Origin of the sequence: Desulfosediminicola flagellatus, from assembly GCF_005116655.2 — a bacterium.
Taxonomy (GTDB): Bacteria; Desulfobacterota; Desulfobulbia; order Desulfobulbales; family Desulfocapsaceae; genus Desulfopila; species Desulfopila flagellata.
The window spans coordinates 5750300-5762765 of the sequence record NZ_CP050698.1; the positions used below are offsets into that span (position 1 = coordinate 5750300).

Sequence of the window (12466 nt, forward strand, 5' to 3'; positions counted from 1 at the left end):
GAGAACATGAACAACAACCAAACAACTAACCCTCTATTTTATCAGACAAATTCAGCCACACCGATGGTCTCAAGAGCTGAAGGTATCTACATCTGGGATGAAGCAGGAAAAGAATACATTGATGGTTGTTCAGGGGCGATCATTTGCAATATCGGTCACGGTGATGAACGCGTTCTTGCCACTATTAACGCGCAGGCACAATCCACCTTTTTCACCTACCGGACCCAGTTCGAGAACCGTCCTGCTGTCGAGCTCGCGCAAAAACTCGTTGATTATTCAGCCTCCCGTCTTGACCGGGTGTTTTATGTTTCCGGTGGCTCAGAAGCGGTTGAGTCGGCAGTAAAACTCTGCCGCAGTTATTTCTGCAGTAAGGGTGAAGGCAACCGGCACCTGGTAATCAGCCGGACGCCATCCTATCATGGTTCTACCCTCGGTGCGCTGGCACTTACGGCCTATGCACCACTTGAAATACCATACAGACCCATGCTCAAGTCCAGCCCGAAAATTCCGGCACCATATTGCTTTCGCTGCCACTTTCAGATGACCTACCCGCAATGCGATCTGGCATGTGCCAGAGCACTGGAAACCACAATACGGGAGCAGGGACCGGAAAATGTTGCTGCTTTTATAGCTGAACCCATAGGTGGTGCCAGCACTGGTGCCCTGGTTCCTCCTGAAGAGTATTTTGCCATCATCCGTGACATCTGTGACCGATACGGAATCCTGCTGATCCTGGATGAAGTCATGACCGGGTTTGGTCGTACCGGCACATTGTTTGCCTACGAGCACTGGAACCTACAACCTGACATTGTCGCTTTATCGAAAGGCATGGCCTCAGGCTACTACCCACTCGGAGCTATCATAGCGGGTAATAACCTTGTCGAATCTGTTCTCAGCGGCGGAGGCTTCCCTCATGGTCATACCTACGCCGGTAACCCAATGGCCTGTGCCGTAGGCCTTACAGTACTTGAGCGCATCACGGATGATCATCTGGTTGAAAATTCGGCAGAGATGGGAAAATTGCTTATCACCGGCCTACAGGTACTAGCTGAAAAACATCCGATCATCGGCCAAGTCCGTGGCAGAGGGCTGCTGACGGCATTGGAGTTTGTTCAGGACCGGGAAAACCGCACCCCTTTCCCTAACGAACATCAGGTTTCCGACCTGGTAACACAAAAAGCATTTACCCGTGGCCTCATGATATATCCCCGAAAATCCATTAACGGTCTGGCCGGCGACCACGTGCTTATAGCACCGCCACTGATAGTCACCGCAGCCCAGATAGGTGAAATCCTGAACCGTCTGGATGATACCCTGACTGCAGTCACACGGTCACTGGCCGGGAAAGAATAACATCAAGACCAATCTGTGAATCCCCGTACCACACCAGAAACCCCCACTACAAGGAGAGAGAGACATGAAAAAGACATCTGTATTGGCAATCGGCCTGTTAACCGTATTTCTGCTCGCAGGAGCAGCATGCGCAAACGATCTTCAGGAAGTAAAAAAGAAAGGCACGATCACTATGGCCATGAGCGGCCAGTATCCGCCATTCAACTTCGTCGACGATAAGAACCAGCTGACCGGCTTTGATGTGGAAATCGGTACTGAAATAGCAAAGAGAATCGCTGTCACCGGCGTACCCTTAACCACTGCCTGGGACGGCATTATTGCCGGGCTTCTCGCCAATAAATATGAACTGATCTGTGGCAGCATGGCAATTACTGATGAGCGGCTCAAGTCCATTGATTTTTCCGCACCTTATTATCGTTCAGGAGCACAGTTATTCGTTAAAAAGGGTTCCCCTTTCAAATCTGTTGCGGACCTGAAAGGTAAGAAAATTGGCGTCACCCTGGGAACCACTTACGAGCAGTGGGTCAGAGACAACATCGCCGATGTCGACATTCGCACCTACAAAGGTGTTCCCGATATGATCCTTGAAGCGTCGACAGGTCGTATCGACGGTTTTATCACTGATAAAATCGTCGGTGCCCTTGCTATTAAAGATAAGGGTGTCCCTATCGCTCTCACTGGTGATCTGCTCTATGAGGAAAAAATGGGAATTGCCATGCGCAAGGGTAACATTGAACTGAAAAATGCAATCGACAGCGCGTTGGCCTCCATGAAAGAAGACGGTTCATATCATGATATCTCCATGAAATGGCTTGGACTCGACGTTCGCTAAATTCTCCATCTCACCTTTGTCTGCGCCGAACCGCAGATGGCGTAGACAAAGGCTACTCCGAAATTGCGGCAAAGACAGCCCACGCTCTCACAACACTCAGTGATCGCACCAAAGGACGCCTGTTATGCTTGACTGGAACATCATCACCCACTACTTCCCCTTTCTACTCTCAGGAGCCCTGCTTACCCTGAAGATTTCCGTTTTGTCCCTGGTGCTCGGCCTGGCCTTCGGACTGACGGCTGCATTATGCAAACTTGCCCAGAACCCTCTGCTGCGCTGGCCAGCCATCTTTTATGTCTGGTTAATCCGCTCAACTCCGCTGTTGGTGCAGCTGTTTATCATTTATTTTGGTTTCCCCCAGATAGGCATTGATCTCGGTCCATTTCTCTCTGGTGTCCTCGGACTGGCTCTGAATGTCGGAGCATATAACGCAGAAACCATCCGAGGCGGAATAATATCCATCGCAAAAGGACAGACTGAGGCTGCCCGCTCGCTTGGCATGAGTTCCGCTCAGGCAATGCGCAGAATTATCCTGCCACAGGCACTCCGAATCATCATCCCACCGCTTGGAAATAACTTCGTTATTCTGATCAAGGACACCTCACTCGTTTCCACCATTACCGTCGTTGAGTTGACCCTCACGGCACAGCGCCTGATCGCCTCCACCTATAAACCCTTTGAGATGTATGTCATGGCTGCAGTTCTTTATGCTGTCCTGACCTCGGCGGCAAGTCTGCTGCTGGTCTGGGTGGAACGACGCACCAGAAAGGAGGCCAGAGCATGAAAAATTCTTCATCTACCCCGAAAATAGAACCAATGCTGGAAATTTCTGATTTGAGAAAAAGCTATGACCAGCTCGATGTATTAAACGGTGTTGACCTCAAAGTTGCGCCCAGTGAAGTACTGGTCATCATCGGCCCGAGCGGCTCCGGTAAATCTACCCTGCTTCGCTGTGTCAATCATCTTGAAGAGCCGACTGGAGGCAGTATCTTTCTTGAAGGCGAACGTATAAACGACAAGACCAAGAGTCGACCGGCCTTCGAAAAACACCTGAATCATATCCGCTGCCAGGTGGGTATGGTCTTTCAGCAGTTCAACCTGTTTCCACACATGACCGTACTTGAAAATGTCATGGAAGCACCTCTACAAGTGTTGAAACAGGAAAAGACAGCAGCCAGGGAAAAAGCTCTCGAACTCCTCGCAAAAGTTGGTCTGAGTGACAAGACAAATGCCTATCCCAGTATGCTCTCCGGCGGCCAGCAGCAACGTGTAGCCATTGCCCGAGCTCTGGCGATGGAACCCAAAGTGATGCTTTTTGATGAAGTCACGTCAGCCCTCGATCCGGAACTTGTCGGCGATGTTTTACGCGTTATGGAAGATCTGGCCCGCGACGGCATGACCATGCTGGTTGTTACCCACGAGATGGGTTTTGCCGAGAAAGTCGGCGACCGGGTCATATTCATGGCTGACGGTGTTGTAGTCGAAGATGCCTCTCCCAAGGAGATGTTCAGCAATCCCAAAGAGCAGCGTACCCGGCAGTTTCTCGCAGAGGTACTCAAATGATCGATAAGACTACCACCGTCAGCGCAGCGCTTGCTGAACTTGCTGACGGTTCGACGATTATGGTTGGAGGATTTGGGGTTCCAGGTACGCCTTTTACGCTCATCAACGGCGTGCTCGAAAGCGGAGCAGCAAAACTGACGCTTATTAAAAATGAGGCAAATGAAGCAGGCCTGGGTGTTTCCCTGCTTCTTGAAGCAGGCCGGGTACAACGGCTGATAACCTCCCATCTCGGCCTTAACAGTGTTGCCATCACCATGATGAACTCTAAGCACATTGAAGTGGATTTCTTCCCTCAGGGAATTCTGGCGGAAAAAATACGGGCAGGAGGGGCAGGCTTAATGGCCATTATCACAGATATCGGCATTAACACCATTCTCAGAAGAGAAGCTGATGTAGTGCTCCTTGCCGGGCGTGAGGGCATGATCGAACCCGCCCTACGCGCTGATATAGCACTGGTGCACGCTGCCAAGGCCGATCGGGCTGGTAATCTGGTCTATGAAAAAAGTGCCCGCAACTTCAACCCACTGATGGCCACCGCCGCCGACCTGGTGATAGCAGAAGCAGAGACCATTGTTGAGATAGGGGAGATTCCTCCGGATCAAGTGCACACTCCGGGTGCTTTTGTCGATCATGTCGTCCCGATCGGAGACCTTCTACCGGAATATGGAGTATTGCAGCATCATGTCCGTTAATCCCAAAGAGAAAATTGCCCGTCGGGCAGCGCAGGAAATCACGGCAGGACAAGTCGTCAATCTGGGGATCGGTATTCCAACCCTGATTCCGTCTTTTCTTCCACCTGACCTGCCAATCATCATCCACTCGGAAAACGGCATTATCGGCGCAGGTGAGATTGCCCCCGCTGCTGATGCCGATCGTAACCTGATCGATGCCGGTGGTTCCTATATTTCTGTTGTTTCCGGTGCAGCCTATTGTGACTCGGCCCTCAGTTTCGCCCTTGTTCGTGGAGGTCGATTGGACCTGACCTTTCTTGGCGCGCTGGAGGTCTCGGAACGTGGTGATCTCGCCAACTGGATCATTCCCGGCAAATTCGCACCGGGGATTGGAGGCGCTATGGAACTGGCACAGAAAGCACGGAAGCTTGTCATAACAACTACTCATACCACCAGAAAAGGCGAACCAAAGATCCTCAAAGAATGCACACTACCGCTCACGGCGAGCGACTGTGTAAAGATGATAATAACGGAACTGGCGGTAATAGCAGTAACTCCAACAGGAATGATCCTCAAGGAAATTGCTGAAGAAACCGATCTGGAAACCGTACTTCGAGCTACAGAAGCTTCACTGACAGTGGCCGACAACCTCTTGAGATTTTAAACTATGAACACTCAGGAAAAGAAACTGCTTGAAACCGTCAACTCCCTCACTGATGACATCTTCGATTTCACCTCCCGCCTCGTAGGCCAGCCCAGCACACTCGGCAACGAGGCAGGAGCCATCACGTTGATGACAGAAGAATTGCAAAAGCTTGGTTTTTCTACCTCGCTTGTGCCGCTCGAAAGTGATGCACTCGCCAACCATCCCGGTTATGCACCCGTCCCCTGGTCCTTTAAGGACCGCGACAATGTCGTCGGCACGCTGTCAGCAGCAGGCTCTGGTGGCCGGAGTGCACTGTTCAACGGACATCTTGATGTAGTCAGCGCCGGTAACCGTGAATTCTGGAGTCGAGACCCGTTCTATGCAACAGAGGTTGATGGCTGGTTATATGGCCGCGGAGCAGGTGACATGAAATCGGGTGTCGCCGCCATGACCTATGCCGCACATGCTATTTCCAGGGCTGGTTTCGGCCTTTGTGCTCCGCTGACAGTTGCGGCAGTCATTGAAGAGGAGTGCAGCGGTAACGGTGCCATCGCCTGCCTTGCAGCTGGTCATGACGCCGAAGCAATCCTTATTCCGGAACCCTTTGGTCCTACCATCCTGACCGACCAACTCGGTGTACTGTGGTTCAAAGTTCGTCTCTGCGGCAAACCAACGCATGTCCTGCAAGCACGCAGTGGGGTTAATGCCATCGAGAAATGCTATCCGCTCATAGCTGCTCTGCGGCAACTCGAAGAAGAGCTGAACGGCGACAACGTCCCTTCAACCTATGTTGAATCAAGGCACCCCATCAACCTCAATATAGGTTTGATTGACGGCGGAGACTGGCCGTCCACGGTACCGGCTGAGACAACCTTCCACGGACGCCTCTCGTTTTTTCCGAATATGAGCTATGAGGAAATATGTACCCGCATAACTGACACTATCAGCAATGCTGCGAAAAATGATGAGTGGCTTGGTCTCAATCCCCCTCACGTTGAATTTTATGGTTTCCGTTCTGAGGGCCATAGCCTACCGAAAAATTTGCCAGCTTTCACCATGCTTGACGGCTGCCACCGTAGCCTGACTGCAACAGAGGCCGAGCAGTACATTTCGACCTGCACCACCGACCTGCGCGCCTATCATTTCTATGGGAAGGGCCAGCCAACATGTTTCGGACCGGTAGCAGAAAATATCCACGGCACGGATGAGCGGGTGAACCTTGAAAGCGTCTTGCACGTTGCCAGAGCATATGCTCTGTTTCTGGCTCGATGGTGCCGTATTACCGACTAAAACGTACCACTACGACAGCAACATTTTCCCAGGAGAATATCCATATGAACGACGTCGTCATTGCCGATTACCTGCGCACGGCGCAATCCCGCTCGCGCCCCTCCGCACCTGAACGGGATTGGTTTCACCAGTTACGGGCGGATGAACTACTAGCGCGCCTTATCCCTGCTATACTTTCCAGATGCGACATACCTTCGGCCAAGATTGATGATTGTATTGTCGGCTCAGCCCTCGGAGTTTCAGAACAGTGGACGTTCGGCGGCAGAACTCCGGTGTTTCTTGCCGGTATGGATGCCGGAGTGCCGGCAAAGTTCATTGACCAGCAATGCGGCTCGGGTATGGCTGCAGTCCAGACCGGATTTATGGAGATCGCCACCGGTTTTGCCGATATGGTGCTGGCCTGCGGTATGGAACACATGACCAGGGTACCCATGGGTCCAACACTCTTTGAAAACGGTGCAATGTCCGTAAACCCGGATCTCTACTCAGCCGAAAAATATTCCGAATGGGATATGCCGACAACCATGAACATGGGACTGACAGCCGAAAAACTTGCTGACATTGCAGGTATAACCAGAGAAGAAATGGATCTCTGGGCAGTCAGGTCTCACCAGCGTGCTGCTACTGCTGCTGAAGCGGGTTTTTTTGCCGGTGAGATTCTGCCAATATCCGCCCCGCAAGCCGATGGGAGTTTTACAACTATTGAACGCGACCAAGCAGTAAGGCCCGGAACAGACGTTGCGGGAACTGCCGGCCTAAAACCAATATTCCGGGCTGATGGCAAGGTAACTGCGGGTAATGCCTCCCCACTCAGTGCCGGTGCCGCTGCAATGCTCCTTACCACCCGAGAAAAGGCCCTTGCGCTGAACATCAAACCACTGGCAACGATCCGCTCTATCGGTTTTGCCGGTGTAGACCCGACCCTCATGGGTGAAGGACCTGTCCCTGCAACACGCAAAGCCCTAGAGAATGCGGGCCTTCAGCCAGAAGATATAGATGTCTGGGAAATAAATGAAGCGTTCAGTGTAGTCGTCCTCAACTGTATTCGTAAGTTCAACATTGATCCTGATCGGGTGAATATTCACGGCGGTGGCATAGCTCTCGGTCACCCACTCGGAGCTACCGGGGTTAGATTAACCGGCACGCTGGCAAGGATAATGGCGGAAAAAGAGTGCAGATATGGCTGCGCTACAGCATGTATTGGCGGAGGCCAGGGGATTTCAATCATTCTTGAGCGGGAATGATTGAAATTGCGGCCCCTCTCCCTTCTAAATAGCTGGTAGATCAGGTGCTAGTCACCTGATCTGCAGTTTCCTAAATACGTCTGAAAATGCGATTAAGGCCTAAGAAATTTGACACCTAGAACAATCGAGGCTGGAAATATTTCCGGAAACCTCTATTGGTAGACGTATTGCAGGTCTTTGCTTCCGACCATGTATGCCTTTTTTGCTACGAACGTATTTGCTTATTCGATGGGTTGCCTATTTTTTCTAGAAATCCTTCCTTCAAGGTCAGTTGGCCATCAACATCATAACATTACTTAAAAAGTAAATGTTTATACCCAACCCTTCTTCAGGTACTTCAGTCTCTGAGAACACCTGTGCCGAATAGATGAGTTTTTTGAATCCGCGTATTGACACTTCATATAAAAAAAACGCCTATTGACTGTGCCACATTGTAGCATATCGTCTATAGAGTAGGCGTCAGGAGAAGAAGTGATTTCGGATAGAAGTAAAACCGCATGTTGTTACGTGAGAAAGGACGGTCGGGTAACTCGACGTTCATTCTGCATCTGTTTAATTTTGTGGAGTAAAGACAATGAATTCAATAAAAATACGATATTTAATGGTATGCGTTTTCGCAATTGTATTTCTATTTACGGGAACGGTTAATGCGAGTGAAAAGGAAACTGTAGAAGAGAAAATTGCACGAGCAATAACTGCAGCGCATTCTGATATTACAGACAATGCAACCATCATGGATGTAGATGGAACTGTGCTGCGTGAAGGCTCAAATGGCTGGACATGTTTACCAGGCATAGGTCTCATTCCCGGTGACAAGCATCCTATGTGTAATGATGAAGTTTGGATGAAATGGATGAAAGCCGCAGCAGAAGGGACACCGTTCTCAACAGATGTTGTTGGTGTTTCCTATATGTTAGCAGGGGATGCTCTTGTCAATAATGATAATCCAGCAGCAACTGATCCAAATGATGGTGGAGTCTGGGTACAGGAAGGGCCTCACTTGATGATTCTGCTTCCTACAACTGATTCGATTGCTACCTTACCACGAGATCCTTTCGTAGGTGGGCACTATGTGATGTGGGACAAAACTCCCTTGGTACATATGATGATTCCTCTTGCATCTAAACAGAAGCCATAATACGGAATTAACCAATTCCTTGGCAAGTCAACACTTCTGAACTAATACAAATTCCTCTCAGAACCCCCTGATACCAGGCTGAGAGAAATTCTATGCGTAGTGGACTGCTAATATTGCAGCATTATCAGAAAACATAGTCCAAAGTTACAACTCATTAACAAACTCTTCTGGAGACAATGCAGGATGATGCATGTCGAAATGATTACTAAGCTGTACTACCTGAGGCGGCAACAGACCGCATGATGCCAGAAGAGTTTGATTGCTGAACAACTCACGCACGCCACCATCAAAAACCTGTCTTCCTCCAGCAAGACAAATTGCCCGCGTACAATTTTCGGCCACAAAATCAACGTCATGACTGATGATAATGACTGTTTTATTGTCATTTTTCAAGGTGCGTAATGCATTGATCAATAGCGAAATTTCATACGAATCCAACCCTGCAGTAGGCTCATCAAATACAATGACGGGAGTATCCATTGCGACAATCGAAGCCATCGCGACTCTTTTACGCTCACTGTATCCGAGGTCATACGGATTTTTGGCACGAACGTCTAATACATCAAAAAGATACAGGGACATATTCACCAGAGAATCAATCCGAGGAGCAGAGTAACCAAGATTTTTCGGGCCAAAAGCTACCTCTTCCCAGACACTTTGCTTGCATATTTGATCATCCGGGTTCTGAAACAGTAACGCAACATGACCAGCCAGGCGGGCAACACTTTCTGTCGAAGTATCGTTTCCCTCAATAAACACCTTGCCGGCAAAAGGCTGCAGTAATCCGTTCAGGTGCTTCACCAGAGTACTTTTACCCGAACCATTATGGCCGGCCAGTGCAACACATTCCCCTGCCGAAATATCAAACGAAACGTTTTCTAAAGCTGATATGGCACCAGCATACTGAAACGATAGATTATCAATCTTAATTTGCATGGCACCTTTCTTTCGTCTTTTCAAGCCCTTCAATAGTAGCTGAACGCGATGCAGAGAGTGGTCGGCCATCCGGCCAGATCCCATGCAGTTTAGCCAGTTCAGCTACTTGAGTATACCGTGTCCAGTTGAGGCCTATCTCTTGTAATAGTGGTGAAATAAGCACATCTTCCGGTTTGCCGTCCAGGATTACCCGCCCCTGATCAAGTGCAATTACCCTGTCGGCATATTCGGCGATGAGATCCAACCGCTGTTCAGCAATCACTACTGTTCTTCTATGGAGTTGTAATACACGTAACGTTTCAAAAACCTGCCGTGCCCCTTGCGGGTCAAGAAATGTGGTAGGTTCATCCAATACCAGAATTGAAGGATCTACAGCCAGAACTGTTGCCAGGGCAAGTCGTTGAATTTGTCCTCCTGAGAGATGATAGGGAGAACGTTCAGCAACATCCTGCAATCCCATGAGAGTCAGAACTTCTTGAATGCGTACCAGCATCTGCTTTCTTGGGATTCCCTGGTTTTCAAGACCAAAGGCTATCTCTTCAGCAACAGTATACCGAACGCCGGATAACTGTTTTTCAGGCATCTGCAGGACAAGTCCCACCTGCCGGGCTATTTCACTTACAGTCCTGCTGGTATTTTCTCTTTCATCAATCAGCACTCTGCCGCTGATTGTGCCATTGTAGAGATGTGGAACAACACCGGCAAGCGCATAACACAAGGTTGATTTTCCGCTATTATTTGCTCCGATAATCGCAACACATTCACCAGGAGAGATATTAAGCGAAACCTTGTGAAGTGATGGTTTTTCAGCGCCTCTATAATGATAGCTGAGGTTATCTATCTGTATTTGAGCCATATTTCACCAAACCAACCTATACATAGTAAGAAAAAAGGCCATTGCAAACATCATCCACCTGGCAAAGCGCTGAGGTTTAGAATCATCTATTCGACGAAAAAATGTTTTGGGATTACCAGATTTAAACCCTCTCACCTCAAGAGCAATAGAGCGCTGTTCAGTTTCTATTATGGCACCCACAACAAGAGGCATAACAAGTGGCGCCAGACTATAGAATCTTCGAATGAAATTCCCATCTGTATTCAAGCCCCTGGCTCGTTGCGCAGCCTGAATGGTATTCACTCGTTCACGCATATCTGCCAGTAACAGAAATGGGCTTCCAAGAATATAGGCAAGAGATGGAGATTTGCCTGTTTGAGATACAGCTGAAATGAGATCTGCGGGATGAGTTGTCAGAACAAAAAGCAGGGAAGTCAAAAGCACCACGGTAAGCTGCAGCAGAGTTGTAAGAGAAACGACCAAACCTTCCAGATAAAAATGTATTCCACTCAGATTAAAAAGAACGGTGTAATTATCCGGATGCAGAAAACCGTGGATCGGAATCATAAAGAGGAGCAACGGCAACATGATGCGGATTATAAGCTGCAGCCCCTCTTTTGCTACTCCTGCAATGCCCAGCATTGTAAGATTTATACTGAGCAACAACAAATCAAACATCCATCCGGGAGGCCCCACATACACAGCTACACCAGTTAACAGGATATAGCTCAGTTTCGTAAAGGGATGTAATCGCTGAATACAAGAATCAGTGCGAATATACAGAGTGGATGGAGAGCTCATATCCTGATAGCTCCTGTTAGACCGCACTCACTACGGTTTTTTCCCGGGACAGTCGACCGAGAGTTCTTACAGGCAGAGATTTTACTATTCCCCAGGCGAGAACTGCCGTAACAACCTTGTCTATCAGGTTGGAGGTAAATACGGTAACAACAACCGAACCGAACATATCTTTGCCAAGTGCCAGCATATATGAAGTGATAAAATCAGCACCTGAACCGGTAATCCCGCCAAACATATACAGCCGTATAGGTACAGCAACAACAGCATTGAAAACCGCAATAATCACACCAGCAATTATTGCCAGCCACCAGGTTTTAAATAAGCCATACCTGGCACACAAGCCTGCGACAATACCAATTGCCATCGCGACCGGTGAGAATGCTGCTGCAACAGGAGAGGTGATCATGCCCCAAATGAGATTGGTTAACAGCCCTGTCAACCCACCTGCCCAGGGGCCAGCCAGCACACCAACCAATACAGTACCTATCGAATCGAGAAATATTGGCAGCTTAAGCATTGAAACCAGTTGACCGGCAACAATATTGATAACAATAGCAACCGACATCAGAACGATAGTTGTAGTAGTAAAATCTTCTTTAAACCGCTTACTCAGGCTCATGATTAACGCTCCTTTTAGATGTGGGGGTAACGATTTCCAGTTCTGGATATCCGGTTTGAGGATCAAAAGTCCTCAAAAATAGGTTGTTCGGGATTATCCCGATAACGATTTCAGCTGTCGTATACACAATGCAGCCATCCAGAAGATGAGCGCCGTAACTTGCGCCTTCTCCATCGGCGATCCCGATATGATAATGGGACCCATGCCTGGACATCACACCAGTGAGTGAAACTATCTCAAAATGACCTTCAAGTGTCCGGGAGTTACCCTGATTGGCAAAACGCAGCACAGCGGTGGTTAAACTTCCTACACAGGTGAGTATACAAGCGGCTTCAATTCGGTGAAGTTCTACCCATTGATCAAGCTCTTGCTTAAGATCCTGGCCGGGGTGGAGCCTGATGGCAATCGTGTCCATATTAATAGATTTTCGTTGTGTATTGTCAGCATCTTACTGCCAGTTTTATAAAGAGAGAAAACGCTGTATACACGGGATAGACCTTTAATACAAATCGTTATACCTGATGGGTTGCAAGGCACC

General features: G+C 48.9%; 14 protein-coding genes. 9 read left to right on the forward strand and 5 right to left on the reverse strand.

The genetic code is table 11. The annotated features are described in order from the left end of the window. Window positions 1-6 precede the first annotated feature (6 nt). The 9 genes from FCL46_RS23785 (at window position 7) to FCL46_RS23825 (ending at window position 8737) form a co-directional block, all read left to right on the forward strand. Entirely contained in the window at window positions 7-1353 is a 1347-nt protein-coding gene (locus FCL46_RS23785) for an aminotransferase family protein (RefSeq protein WP_136810802.1), read from the forward strand. A 64-nt stretch (window positions 1354-1417) separates the two neighbouring features. Then, window positions 1418-2185 carry an ABC transporter substrate-binding protein gene (locus tag FCL46_RS23790; protein WP_136810803.1) on the forward strand — a complete coding sequence of 256 codons (768 nt, stop codon included), beginning with the start codon at window positions 1418-1420 and terminating at the stop codon, window positions 2183-2185. A gap of 124 nt (window positions 2186-2309) precedes the next feature. After that, window positions 2310-2969 carry an amino acid ABC transporter permease gene (locus FCL46_RS23795; protein WP_136810804.1) on the forward strand — a complete coding sequence of 220 codons (660 nt, stop codon included), beginning with the start codon at window positions 2310-2312 and terminating at the stop codon, window positions 2967-2969. 32 nt (window positions 2970-3001) lie between these two features. Then, entirely contained in the window at window positions 3002-3748 is a 747-nt protein-coding gene (locus FCL46_RS23800; protein ID WP_136810832.1) for an amino acid ABC transporter ATP-binding protein, read from the forward strand. Then, the gene (locus tag FCL46_RS23805; RefSeq protein WP_136810805.1) at window positions 3745-4440 is read left to right on the forward strand and encodes a CoA transferase subunit A; all 696 of its coding nucleotides are present in this window, start codon (window positions 3745-3747) and stop codon (window positions 4438-4440) included. The genes FCL46_RS23800 and FCL46_RS23805 overlap by 4 nt, the downstream gene beginning before the upstream one ends. Beyond that, window positions 4430-5083 (forward strand): 3-oxoacid CoA-transferase subunit B, encoded by a 654-nt coding sequence (locus FCL46_RS23810; RefSeq protein ID WP_136810806.1) that lies wholly within the window; start codon window positions 4430-4432, stop codon window positions 5081-5083. The genes FCL46_RS23805 and FCL46_RS23810 overlap by 11 nt, the downstream gene beginning before the upstream one ends. 3 nt (window positions 5084-5086) lie before the next feature. After that, window positions 5087-6355, forward strand: coding sequence for an ArgE/DapE family deacylase (locus FCL46_RS23815; RefSeq protein WP_136810807.1), 1269 nt, complete (start codon window positions 5087-5089; stop codon window positions 6353-6355). Between the two features lie 44 nt (window positions 6356-6399). After that, complete coding sequence (locus FCL46_RS23820) at window positions 6400-7599, forward strand: acetyl-CoA C-acetyltransferase (protein WP_136810808.1); 1200 nt, start codon at window positions 6400-6402, stop codon at window positions 7597-7599. A 574-nt stretch (window positions 7600-8173) separates the two neighbouring features. Next, window positions 8174-8737 carry a hypothetical protein gene (locus tag FCL46_RS23825; RefSeq protein WP_217909509.1) on the forward strand — a complete coding sequence of 188 codons (564 nt, stop codon included), beginning with the start codon at window positions 8174-8176 and terminating at the stop codon, window positions 8735-8737. A gap of 144 nt (window positions 8738-8881) precedes the next feature. Here the strand turns inward: FCL46_RS23825 and FCL46_RS23830 are convergent, their stop codons facing one another. From FCL46_RS23830 to FCL46_RS23850, 5 genes are read right to left on the reverse strand one after another with little or no spacing between them, the layout of a single operon-like run. Then, entirely contained in the window at window positions 8882-9673 is a 792-nt protein-coding gene (locus FCL46_RS23830; protein ID WP_136810809.1) for an energy-coupling factor ABC transporter ATP-binding protein, read from the reverse strand. Then, window positions 9663-10529 carry an energy-coupling factor ABC transporter ATP-binding protein gene (locus FCL46_RS23835; protein ID WP_136810810.1) on the reverse strand — a complete coding sequence of 289 codons (867 nt, stop codon included), beginning with the start codon at window positions 10527-10529 and terminating at the stop codon, window positions 9663-9665. Before FCL46_RS23835 ends, FCL46_RS23830 begins: the two co-directional genes overlap by 11 nt. Window positions 10530-10532: 3 nt before the next feature. Next, window positions 10533-11309 carry an energy-coupling factor transporter transmembrane component T family protein gene (locus FCL46_RS23840; RefSeq protein ID WP_136810811.1) on the reverse strand — a complete coding sequence of 259 codons (777 nt, stop codon included), beginning with the start codon at window positions 11307-11309 and terminating at the stop codon, window positions 10533-10535. Between the two features lie 16 nt (window positions 11310-11325). Then, on the reverse strand, window positions 11326-11928 hold the full coding sequence (locus FCL46_RS23845; protein WP_136810812.1) for an ECF transporter S component: 603 nt from the start codon (window positions 11926-11928) through the stop codon (window positions 11326-11328). Next, complete coding sequence (locus FCL46_RS23850) at window positions 11915-12343, reverse strand: PPC domain-containing DNA-binding protein (protein WP_136810813.1); 429 nt, start codon at window positions 12341-12343, stop codon at window positions 11915-11917. The genes FCL46_RS23845 and FCL46_RS23850 overlap by 14 nt, the downstream gene beginning before the upstream one ends. Between the last annotated feature and the right edge of the window lie 123 nt (window positions 12344-12466).

Excerpts from the sequence above, each read along its gene's own strand:
- FCL46_RS23785 (WP_136810802.1), top strand. The coding sequence starts at position 7 with ATGAACAACAACCAAACAACTAACCCTCTATTTTATCAGACAAATTCA.
- FCL46_RS23790 (WP_136810803.1), top strand. The coding sequence starts at position 1,418 with ATGAAAAAGACATCTGTATTGGCAATCGGCCTGTTAACCGTATTTCTG.
- FCL46_RS23795 (WP_136810804.1), top strand. The coding sequence starts at position 2,310 with ATGCTTGACTGGAACATCATCACCCACTACTTCCCCTTTCTACTCTCA.
- FCL46_RS23800 (WP_136810832.1), top strand. The coding sequence starts at position 3,002 with ATGCTGGAAATTTCTGATTTGAGAAAAAGCTATGACCAGCTCGATGTA.
- FCL46_RS23805 (WP_136810805.1), top strand. The coding sequence starts at position 3,745 with ATGATCGATAAGACTACCACCGTCAGCGCAGCGCTTGCTGAACTTGCT.
- FCL46_RS23810 (WP_136810806.1), top strand. The coding sequence starts at position 4,430 with ATGTCCGTTAATCCCAAAGAGAAAATTGCCCGTCGGGCAGCGCAGGAA.
- FCL46_RS23815 (WP_136810807.1), top strand. The coding sequence starts at position 5,087 with ATGAACACTCAGGAAAAGAAACTGCTTGAAACCGTCAACTCCCTCACT.
- FCL46_RS23820 (WP_136810808.1), top strand. The coding sequence starts at position 6,400 with ATGAACGACGTCGTCATTGCCGATTACCTGCGCACGGCGCAATCCCGC.
- FCL46_RS23825 (WP_217909509.1), top strand. The coding sequence starts at position 8,174 with ATGAATTCAATAAAAATACGATATTTAATGGTATGCGTTTTCGCAATT.
- FCL46_RS23830 (WP_136810809.1), bottom strand. The coding sequence starts at position 9,673 with ATGCAAATTAAGATTGATAATCTATCGTTTCAGTATGCTGGTGCCATA.
- FCL46_RS23835 (WP_136810810.1), bottom strand. The coding sequence starts at position 10,529 with ATGGCTCAAATACAGATAGATAACCTCAGCTATCATTATAGAGGCGCT.
- FCL46_RS23840 (WP_136810811.1), bottom strand. The coding sequence starts at position 11,309 with ATGAGCTCTCCATCCACTCTGTATATTCGCACTGATTCTTGTATTCAG.
- FCL46_RS23845 (WP_136810812.1), bottom strand. The coding sequence starts at position 11,928 with ATGAGCCTGAGTAAGCGGTTTAAAGAAGATTTTACTACTACAACTATC.
- FCL46_RS23850 (WP_136810813.1), bottom strand. The coding sequence starts at position 12,343 with ATGGACACGATTGCCATCAGGCTCCACCCCGGCCAGGATCTTAAGCAA.